The sequence below is a fragment of the Microcystis sp. M53603_WE2 genome, from assembly GCF_030065435.1.
In genome coordinates, this window is record NZ_JASJFF010000056.1 from 1 (window position 1) to 9,440 (window position 9,440).

General features: G+C 43.1%; 12 protein-coding genes and 1 pseudogene. 7 read left to right on the top strand and 6 right to left on the bottom strand.

Annotated features, from left to right (window positions below; all coding sequences use genetic code 11):
* The 4 genes and pseudogenes from PX481_RS01260 to PX481_RS01275 all read left to right on the top strand — a co-directional run.
* Nucleotides 1-260: hypothetical protein (locus tag PX481_RS01260; protein WP_288093267.1), on the top strand; the 260-nt coding region annotated here is incomplete at its 5' end.
* A 62-nt stretch (nt 261-322) separates the two neighbouring features.
* Nucleotides 323-665, top strand: a pseudogene (locus PX481_RS01265) (hypothetical protein); the annotation flags it as partial.
* A 1-nt stretch (nt 666) separates the two neighbouring features.
* On the top strand, nt 667-2,346 hold the full coding sequence (locus tag PX481_RS01270) for a glycosyltransferase family 39 protein (protein ID WP_288093270.1): 1,680 nt from the start codon (nt 667-669) through the stop codon (nt 2,344-2,346).
* Between the two features lie 11 nt (nt 2,347-2,357).
* Complete coding sequence (locus PX481_RS01275; protein WP_002752080.1) at nt 2,358-2,567, top strand: hypothetical protein; 210 nt, start codon at nt 2,358-2,360, stop codon at nt 2,565-2,567.
* Nucleotides 2,568-2,791: 224 nt separating this feature from the next.
* On the opposite strand, the gene PX481_RS01280 is transcribed toward PX481_RS01275, so the two are convergent.
* The 5 genes from PX481_RS01280 to rpmH all read right to left on the bottom strand — a co-directional run bounded on the left by PX481_RS01280 (nt 2,792) and on the right by rpmH (nt 5,430).
* Nucleotides 2,792-3,286: a Jag family protein gene (locus PX481_RS01280; protein ID WP_002763096.1), complete on the bottom strand. Its 495-nt coding sequence runs from the start codon at nt 3,284-3,286 to the stop codon at nt 2,792-2,794.
* Nucleotides 3,286-4,434 (bottom strand): membrane protein insertase YidC, encoded by a 1,149-nt coding sequence (yidC, locus tag PX481_RS01285; RefSeq protein ID WP_002763097.1) that lies wholly within the window; start codon nt 4,432-4,434, stop codon nt 3,286-3,288. Before yidC ends, PX481_RS01280 begins: the two co-directional genes overlap by 1 nt.
* An 84-nt stretch (nt 4,435-4,518) precedes the next feature.
* Nucleotides 4,519-4,914: a PH domain-containing protein gene (locus tag PX481_RS01290; protein WP_002784373.1), complete on the bottom strand. Its 396-nt coding sequence runs from the start codon at nt 4,912-4,914 to the stop codon at nt 4,519-4,521.
* The gene (gene rnpA, locus PX481_RS01295) at nt 4,904-5,266 is read right to left on the bottom strand and encodes a ribonuclease P protein component (RefSeq protein WP_002763101.1); all 363 of its coding nucleotides are present in this window, start codon (nt 5,264-5,266) and stop codon (nt 4,904-4,906) included. Before rnpA ends, PX481_RS01290 begins: the two co-directional genes overlap by 11 nt.
* A gap of 26 nt (nt 5,267-5,292) precedes the next feature.
* The gene (gene rpmH / locus PX481_RS01300) at nt 5,293-5,430 is read right to left on the bottom strand and encodes a 50S ribosomal protein L34 (RefSeq protein WP_002739276.1); all 138 of its coding nucleotides are present in this window, start codon (nt 5,428-5,430) and stop codon (nt 5,293-5,295) included.
* Nucleotides 5,431-5,520: 90 nt separating this feature from the next.
* On the opposite strand from rpmH, the gene PX481_RS01305 reads away from it, so the two are divergent.
* The 3 genes from PX481_RS01305 (at nt 5,521) to PX481_RS01315 (ending at nt 8,406) form a co-directional block, all read left to right on the top strand.
* Nucleotides 5,521-7,485, top strand: coding sequence for an amylo-alpha-1,6-glucosidase (locus PX481_RS01305; RefSeq protein ID WP_288027585.1), 1,965 nt, complete (start codon nt 5,521-5,523; stop codon nt 7,483-7,485).
* Nucleotides 7,486-7,575: 90 nt separating this feature from the next.
* Nucleotides 7,576-8,235, top strand: a complete 660-nt coding sequence (locus PX481_RS01310; protein WP_288027587.1) for an HAD-IA family hydrolase — start codon at nt 7,576-7,578, stop codon at nt 8,233-8,235.
* A 36-nt stretch (nt 8,236-8,271) separates the two neighbouring features.
* A complete protein-coding gene (locus tag PX481_RS01315) occupies nt 8,272-8,406 on the top strand; it encodes a hypothetical protein (protein WP_002763108.1) in 135 nt (44 codons plus the stop codon).
* A 31-nt stretch (nt 8,407-8,437) separates the two neighbouring features.
* Here the strand turns inward: PX481_RS01315 and grpE are convergent, their stop codons facing one another.
* Nucleotides 8,438-9,160, bottom strand: coding sequence for a nucleotide exchange factor GrpE (gene grpE, locus PX481_RS01320; RefSeq protein ID WP_002763110.1), 723 nt, complete (start codon nt 9,158-9,160; stop codon nt 8,438-8,440).
* Nucleotides 9,161-9,440: the final 280 nt, after the last annotated feature.

The following is a 9,440-nucleotide window of genomic DNA, read 5'->3' on the forward strand; positions in this document are numbered from 1 at the left end:
AACTTATATCTGGTAGTGGTTTCAGGGTTTTTTACCCTACTCTCATGAATAATGCAGGATATGTCACCCGGCGCAAAATTAGTGGCGGGACTCGTTCGGAAGCGGGACGGCGAGCCAGAGATACTTTTGTCGGCTTGAAAAAGACTTGTCGGAAGCTGGGTATCTCGTTTTGGCATTTTCTCATCTCCCGGTTGCGAGGAGATGGGCAAATCCCACCCTTACCTGAGGTAATTAGGGCTAAAGCTTTGGCTGTTACTTAGGCTGCTCCCACAGCCTAGTAGCTTGGCTATGGCTTTTCTACCAGCACTTTTTGAGAATTTACTACGCAATCCTCTTTGAAAATGCCGAGAATAGCTGTTTTTTGGGAAGGAATCGAAAACGCCAGGGGCGATGATGGTTTAGAATTAGAGGGAACCCTGGCGCTCAATTCCCCACTATTTGGAGAAGGATACTGGCTCAATTATGGTACACCCCAAGACTCGGAATTAAGGCAACAATTCCCCGAACCCGATTTGTATTCCGATTGGATGAAAATGGGAGAATATTTTTATCGTCTCAGTGGGGCATTAATTGCCCGGGAGGAGTATGATTATCCTAATTGCCGTCAAGATATTTCCCCATCGGAAGCGGTTAAAATAATCGAATCTTTTGGAGATAACAATTAAATTGAATTTATCTACAGTCATTTCTGATCTACAACAAAGAAGCAAGGAGCGGTTATCTTGGTCTGATTTTTGCTGGTTAGGATTAGTAATAATTTTGGGACTGGTTATTAGGTTAACACAATTAACGAGCAAACCTCCCTGGACGGATGAATTTGCCACTATGGTTTTTAGTATTGGCAATAATTACCAGATAGTGCCGTTAAATCAAATAATTTCCCTAGACACTTTATTAGCACCTCTCCAGAGCAACCATCAGGCAACTATTGCCGATGTAATTAAATTAGTTATTCAGGAGGACAATCATCCACCTTTATATTTTATTCTCGCCTATCTCTGGAATAAATTATTCTTTGATCGGGGAGAATATGTATCTTTAGCAGGAATGCGATCGCTGGCAGTTTTTTGGGGAGTTATTTCGATTCCTTTAATTTATTTTATCAGTAAATTGGTCTTTAAATCTGGCTCGATCGCTTTTCTGGCGGCGATTTTAATGGCGGTTTCTCCCTACGCGGTTTTTATCTCCCAAGAAGCGCGTCATTATACTTTAGCGGTTGTATTTGTCCTCATATCTTTAGGCTGTTTTCTTAAGGCAAGCATCAAAATTATCGACCATAAGAGAATATCCCATACTTTGGTTTTTTTCTGGTTAATTGTCAACTGTCTAGGGTTATTAGTCCACTATTTTTTTAGTTTAACTATCCTAGCGGAAGCGATAACTTTATTATGGATTTTATTCAATCAAATCAAACAAAAAAACTTTTGGATAACTAATTGGTGGCGTTTAAGTTTATTTTTTTTAGGTAACTTGAGCTTTATTATTATTTGGTTTATCACGTTTGTACCCAAAGATTATGGCAATCAGATGACCAGTTGGATTCAGAGAGACAATGATAGTTTTTTGTCCGTAATTAGCCCCTTTTTTCAATTGCTGGGAACATTAATTACTATGCTTTCCCTGCTCCCCGTCGAATCAGAATCTTTAATAATTATCTTGATTTCTGGGGCAATAATGATCGGTTTTTTTCTCTGGATTATCCCACAATTAAAAACAGCATGGCTAGACTCCTATAAACCCGAATTAGGCATTCTCTCGGCATTTTTTCTCAGTTCAATTGCCATTTTCTTTGTCATCACCTATCTGCTTTCGATCGATATTACCCGGGGAGCTAGATATAGTTTTGTTTACTTTCCCTCGGTAATTTTAATTCTAGCAATTTTATTAGATAATTGTTGGCAAAGGAAGCAGAAAAGAATAGTAATTATTGTAATTATCATGGCTTTAGTTAGTTCCCTAAGTGTGACTTTTAATTTAGGCTATCGTAAGTATTATCGCCCAGATAAATTAGTTACCACTATCGAAAATAATAGCCGTTATCCGTTAGTAATTGCCACTAGCTATAGGAGTTTAGTGCAGGTGGGAGAAATGATGGGAATTGCTTGGGAATTTAACCAAAGATTTCCCGATAAAACCCCTAAGTTTCTCTTAGTTAACCCAGAACAAAAGCCAAATTTTAATCTGTCATCTTCCCCCCCTTTTGAATTATGGTTAATTAATTTCCATTCTTCAATAGATTTATCGGACTGTCAACTCTCAGAGTTATCCTCCAATTATGTAACAGGTTATCAATATCAAAAGTTTCTCTGTGGGCGATCGATGGATTATAATAATAAAGTTAAGTAGGGCTATTAACTATGATTATTTGGGTAAATGAACAGATTGATCCCTGTGGTTTAGTACAAGCTTGTATTGCCTGTCAAGACGAACAAGCGGCAAAAGATTGTCATCAAAGTTGGTTAACCAATCTTACGGACGAACAAAAACAAGCGGGGTGGGTGGCAGTTTTAAGAACCGTAGAATCTTGGGATGATGTACCTGTAAATGCTCTGAAGTTAAGTTATTAAGTGGGTGGGTGGAATTAAATATAAGATGAACGTAGGTTGGGTTGAAGCATGAAACCCAACGCGCGCATAGTTTACGCTACCGCTAACCCATCCTACAAATAATTGTGCCTCCCTACTTAACTCTCCTGCAACAATCAAAAATCTTCCGTTAGGTGAAGAAACTCCAGACAGGAGATATCTGGCTAAAATAAAAAAGAGGGCAGGTTTTACCCCACCCTTTGATCTTATTTTAAACGAATTACTAATCGGCGATCGGGTTCCACGCCGCGACTTTCCGTGGTTAAATCGTTTTCTTCCTGAAAAAAGGCATGGATTTGGCGACGTTCCGCCGAAGATAGGGCTTTTAATTCTATTTCCTGCCCTGTTTGCCGCACTTGCGTCGCCGCTTGATTCACCCAGTCGAAAAGTTCTGCCTGTCTTTGTTGACGATAGCCATTGATTTCGACAATATAGAACTGATGTTCTGCCGCCTCGACACCAATATTCAGAATCGTATTAGCTAGGGATTGAATCGCATCCAGTCCCTCACCCTTGTTAGCGAGGAGAAGTTCCACTTGTTGGGGACTCAATTGACTGCTATCAATAATTAACCAACAGGAGGAAGGTCCAGTTCCCAATTCCTGCACACCAATCTGGACATCTGCGGGCATGGCTATCAACTTTAGCAGTTTTTCCAGCCATTGTTTAGCTTTCTCGCTATTTTGCTCCCATATACTCATTACGATGTTTTTTCCTTTTTCTTGCTAGAACGTTTTTCAAAGGGGAGAGCATCGCGGGATTTTTCCGTTTTTTCCTGTTCCGCTACCAATTTTTGCAGGTTTTCCGGTAACGGTTCCCGCATCAAAATCACCGTTTGAATAGTTTGGAAGATGTTCGCGGTTAAGATATACATCAATACCCCCGCTGGTAAGGGGAAAAACAGGAACATCATACTAAAAATTATCGGGGTGATTTTATTCACCGTTTGCTGTTGTTGGGCTGCCCCCCCCGAAGGAGCGCCGGCACCGGATAACTCTTGGTTAACATAGATACTAATACCGAAAGCGATCACCATCGCCAAAATATCCCAGTGAATTTCACCATTGGCACCGGTTGCCCCAATTCTTCCCAGGGCCTCAATAAAGAGAAAACCCGTATTAGCGGCAATCCCCGGCACGATAACTTTAATACTGGCATCTCCGGGGGCTAAAGCGACGATGGAACCGTCTTCATTAACTTGCACCAGTTCTTGACCTTTAACCACCTCGTAGGTGGGTTTTAGGTTATTTTCCGGTGCTTCCGTGGCTAATTGGCTTAAAGACTTGCCCTGGTCGTTTTGCAGGTCGATTTTTACCTGTTCTCCCGGAGCGATTTTATTGCCTTGGGGTAAAAAAGCGGTGATGGGATAGTGGAGAGACTCGTCAATATAGACGTTTTGGGGTTTGGTGCCATAGGGTTGGCGCTGCACGAGGGCGATTTGTTCAGCCGGCAGCACCTGTAAATCGACGGTATAGTTAATATCCGAGAAGGGGGAACCCCGCAGCGTCGCAAATAAAGCCAAAAGAATCGGCATTTGTAATAGCAGGGGTAAACAACCGGCCAGGGGATTGCCCAACTCCTGCATTAATTTGCCCATTTCCTCCTGTTGTTTTTGCGGGTCATTTTTGTAGCGTTGTTGAATTTCTGCCTGTCTTTCCTTCATCAAGGGTTGAGTGATTCGCATTTTTCTCATATTGCGAATCTGGCCGGCACTGAGGGGAAAGACGGCAAATCTCACCACCAGCGTTAAAGCAATGATGGCGAAACCGTAACTATGCACAATCCGAAAGAAAAAATCTAGGATTGGCAACATGATATTTGTGGAAATAAATCCGACTCCAAAATCCATGGGTTTAATCTATGTCTTCTCGTTTAATGGGGTGGCACTGTAACAAATCTAATTTATCGAATCGAGGCGATCGATTATTTTGTTTTATTGACTGATGATCGATTCTAGGGGACGACCGGTTTTATCGGCGACTCTTTCGGCAATGTAGTCATGAATTTCCCGGAATTTCGGCATCGCGCGCATTTCTAAACGACTTCTATCCTTGAGAGTTACGACAATATCCCCCCAAACACCAATTCCTCTCGGCATTTTTGCCACTTTTGCCACTTCTGAATAGATAATATCTGTGCGATCGCGTCCCATCCAACCCCCAGTGATCGAAATCCGCCGATCGGTTATCTTATATCTTAACCAGATTGCCCGTACCACTGCCCCAACGGTTAAAGGCAAACAAATCACCGTAAATCCTAGCAGGATATTGATGATTAGGTCGCCGATGTGCGGACCGCCTTCATAAAAAGTTTCTTCTTTAATGCCCATGAATTATATTCGCCTTCACTAACAACTGCTTTAATTCTCGCAAAAAATGTTCATAATTGCACTCGATCGCCCCTGGACGGATAATGATTATCCCTCGCCATCCTGCTGCTATTTCTGGCAATAACTGCCGAATTACCGCTCGTATTTGCCTTTTTAGTCGATTACGAACCACCGCTTTTTTACTAACTTTCTTGCTAATCGAGATACCAAAACGACTGGGGCCGGGGGCATCTGGGCAAGAATCCTCTAAACTAATTAAGGTTAAGTGGGAACCGTGATAACGCTTCCCTGTTCCATAGACAGCTTGAAAATCCTGTCGATGTTTTAAGCGATGAATTTGGGGTAGTCCCACGAAAATTAGTCGGTTCCCAGAATAACCTAAACACTTAAACGATAGCGCCCTCTTTTCCGACGAGCTTTAATTACTTTGCGTCCGTTGACGCTACGCATTCTCGCTCTAAATCCAGAAGTGCGCTTCTGTTTGCGCGTGGTTCCTTCTAAAGTACGTTTACTCACTGCTGATTTTTCTCCTTAAGATAGAGTTAGTCTATAGATATAAAGACACAATTTTTGATTATAACAAAATTACTAGGAATTGGGAAGCCCATGGTCAAGCTCCGTTTTGGTCGAGATATCTGCAATTATCTCCCGGTGGCTGAAAAGCGCGAATGGTTAGTCACTAATGGTATTGGTGGTTTTGCCGCGGGAACTGTGGCCGGATTGCTAACTCGCTGTTATCATGGTCTCTTGATCGCTGCTTTGGCTCCACCGACACAAAGAACGCTTCTTGTGACTAAAATCGATGAATCGATACAATATAACCAGAAAATTTATCATCTGGCCAGCAATCGCTGGTTAGGTGCTACGATCGAACCGCAAGGCTATATTAATATCGAAAGTTTTCATCTGGAAGGCACAATTCCCGTCTGGACTTTTATCTGCGGGGATGCCTTACTAGAAAAGCGTATCTGGATGGAACAGGGAGAAAATACCACCTATACTCACTATACCTACCGTCGTGGCAATTCTCCCCTAACTCTCAATCTGACTGCTTTTGTCAATTATCGTGATTTTCACGGCAATACCCAGGGTTTTAACTGGCAAATGGCTATTAGTCCCCTAGAAAAAGGAGTCAGAGTGATTGCCTATGACAATGCTGTACCTTTTTATCTATTAATCAGTCAAGGAGAGGTTTTTCCCGCTCATATCTGGTATTATCGCTTTGATTTGGCCGTGGAACGTTATCGTGGTTTAATCGATCGGGAAAATCATCTCCATGGGGCTAGTTTTTCGGCTACTCTCAAAGTAGGAGAATCGGTGACAATTGCCGCTAGTACCCGTCCCGATCCTAATTTAGACGGTCAATCTTCTCTAGAGTCTCGCTATCGCTACGAAAATAGTCTGATTAATCCCCAGCAGCCCGAATGGATTCAACAACTTACCCTCGCTGCCGACCAGTTTATCGTTAGTCGTCCTCTCCGGGATCAACCGGAGGGCAAAACGATAATCGCGGGTTATCCTTGGTTTGGTGATTGGGGTCGCGATACGATGATCTCCCTAAGAGGATTAACTTTGACTACAGGCAGATCTGCGATCGCGCGTCAGATTTTACTAACTTTTTCCCGTTATCTAGACCAGGGTTTATTGCCGAATTTACTGCCCGATGGGGGAGAAATGCCCGAATATAACGCTGTCGATGCTATTCTTTGGTATTTTGAAGCCATTCGTTCCTATTTTAACCAAAGCCAAGATTTTGAGTTTCTCAGAACTATTTATCCCGCTTTAACGGAAGTGATCGCTTGGTTTCGTCGCGGTACTCGCTACAATATTCACCTAGATGACGATGGTTTGATCTATGCCGGCGAAGCGGGAGTACAATTGACTTGGATGGATGCCAAAGTTGATGATCTGGTGATTACTCCCCGCATCGGCAAACCCGTAGAAATTAATGCCCTTTGGTTCAATGCCCTCAAAATAATGGTTCAATTTGCCCATTATTTGGGCATGGATGCCACTGATTACGAAAAAATGAGAAAAATGACCCTAAAAGGGTTCTCTCGCTTCTGGGATGATTCTCTGGGGTATTGTTACGATGTTTTGGATACGGACAAGGGTAATGATGCCAGTTTACGACCGAATCAACTTTTTGCCGTGTCTTTGTCGGTGGAGGAGTTATTAAATTCCTCACAGAAAAGGGCTATTGTCGATATTTGTGCTTTAAAATTGTTGACTTCTCGCGGTTTGCGATCGCTAGATGCCGATCATCCTGATTACCTTGGCGTTTACAGTGGCGATCGCTTAAAAAGAGATAGTGCCTACCATCAGGGGACAGTCTGGGGATGGTTATTAGGGGCATTTATCGAGGCCCATCTGAAAGTCTATCGCGATCCCATCCTAGCTGAGAGTTTTTTAACACCGATGATCGACCATCTTCGGGATAGCTGTATCGGTAATTTAAGCGAAATTTTCGATGGTAATGCCCCTTTTACCCCTAGGGGCGCTTTTGCCCAAGCATGGACAGTGGCAGAGGTATTAAGGGTTTGGCAAGTGATCCGAGAATTTTCGCCATAATCCTTTAAAATGAGCAATTGTTAGGTGTGTTAGACCAGCTAAAGGACCGACCCTAAAAACCTCAGTTAGACCGTTAAAGACAAAACTCTCATGGAGAAACCGCAAGTTATTTTTCTCGATGCTGTGGGGACCATTTTTGGGGTAAAAGGCAGTGTCGGAGCAATTTATAGTCAAATAGCGGCGGATTTTGGGGTAGAGGTGGCGGCCGAGCCTATAGAACAGTCTTTCTCGGCTATTTTCCCCACTGCTCCCCCCTTAGCTTTTCCTGAGGTTGAACCGGCACAAATTCCCGAGTTAGAGTATCGCTGGTGGCGATCGCTGACTGGGGCGGTTTTTAATAATTTAGGTTATCTGGAACGATTTCCCGATTTTGAGGCTTTTTTTGGCGAACTTTACCGTCATTTTGCCACGGCCGAGCCTTGGGTGCTGTACGAGGATGTCATTCCCGCTTTAAGACTCTGGCAGATTCAGGGGATCGAGTTGGGCATTATTTCTAATTTTGATAGTCGTATCTACCAAGTTTTGGCCGAATTAGGCTTAGAATATTTTTTTCGATCGATCACGATTTCTTCCCAGACAGGAGCAGCTAAACCCGATGCTGAAATTTTTCAAATCGCCCTGCAAAAACATGATTGTTCCCCCGCACAAGCTTGGCATATTGGCGATAGTAAAAAAGAGGATTACCAAGGAGCAAAAGCCTTGGGTATAGAAGCGTTTTTAATTAAAAGATCAATAGGGCCTGCTGAATAAATCTAAAAACCTTGTGGGATAATATCTTTGGCTCTTATGGGTAAAATCCTACAACCCACACCCTGCCCCCACGAAAAACTTTTTCAGCAAACTTTAGGTCAAGAGAGAAAAAGTCTTTCAGTGGGAATAGGGGATAGGGAGGGAATACATACCCTACCAGCTAATACCTAACCCTCAAACTGCTTTAATCCCCATCGGGATTTTAGACTGATTCCTGGGATGGGATGGCAGTCGCTTCTGACTGAGCAGCGTTAGGATCTGTCTCTTTGGGGGCGGCCACTTTTACCAAAGCATGACGCAAAACATCTTCTCCGAGAGTGTATCCTCGCACTAGCTGCTCGACCACCGTGCCTTCGGGATGTTCATCGGTGTACTCCCGCATCATCGCTTCGTGGTAGGTGGGATCAAAGGGTTGACCTTCCGGACGCATGGGGGAAACGCCTAAACGCTTGAGACTCTCTACTAAGATTTTATAGACCCCTTGGTAACTCTTGTGAATACCCATCTCGCCATCATTAGCCGGTTTAATTTGAGTACGGGCGCGCTCAAAATTATCCACCACGCCAAGAATTTCCATCAGGGTTTTGCCCTTGATTTTTGTTTCCAGTTCCTCTTTTTCCTTGGCTGTGCGTTTGCGAAAATTGTCGAACTCGGCTGCTAGAGTGATATAGCGTTTCTTGTAGGCATCAACCTGTTGGGTTTGTTCCTCTAACTGCTGTTTGAGAGTATCAATTTCCTCTTGTAGAGTATCGATAGTCATTCCGCCTAGAAAGGAAAATTCCTCGCTAGAGGCGGCCTGATCCGTCACAGTTTTGGCTTCATCGGTGACACTGGCTTCCGATTCGGTGGTCAGGGATTCGGGGGAATTAGGAAAGGATTCTTGGTTTTCGTCGAAAATTACTGAGGTATTTGGTTCTGCACTCATAGTAGACAATTTTATTGGGTAATTTGGCAATATATGACCATTTACTGCTAATTTTGGTCTTTAAGTACCAGCTAATAATCAAGGTTTAACCCTTAATGTAACATTTTGTGGACAAGATGCGTAACTAGATATGAGCGACCCCAGCAATTCCAAATTCAGAATGTAGCAAGGAATACAGAATACAAAACGCTTTTGCCCTGTAGCTCCCCATCCAAAATCAAGAAGAATTAACGCGAGTAACAGGGATGGCCTCATCGAGCATAAAGTCTAAAAGGTGGTG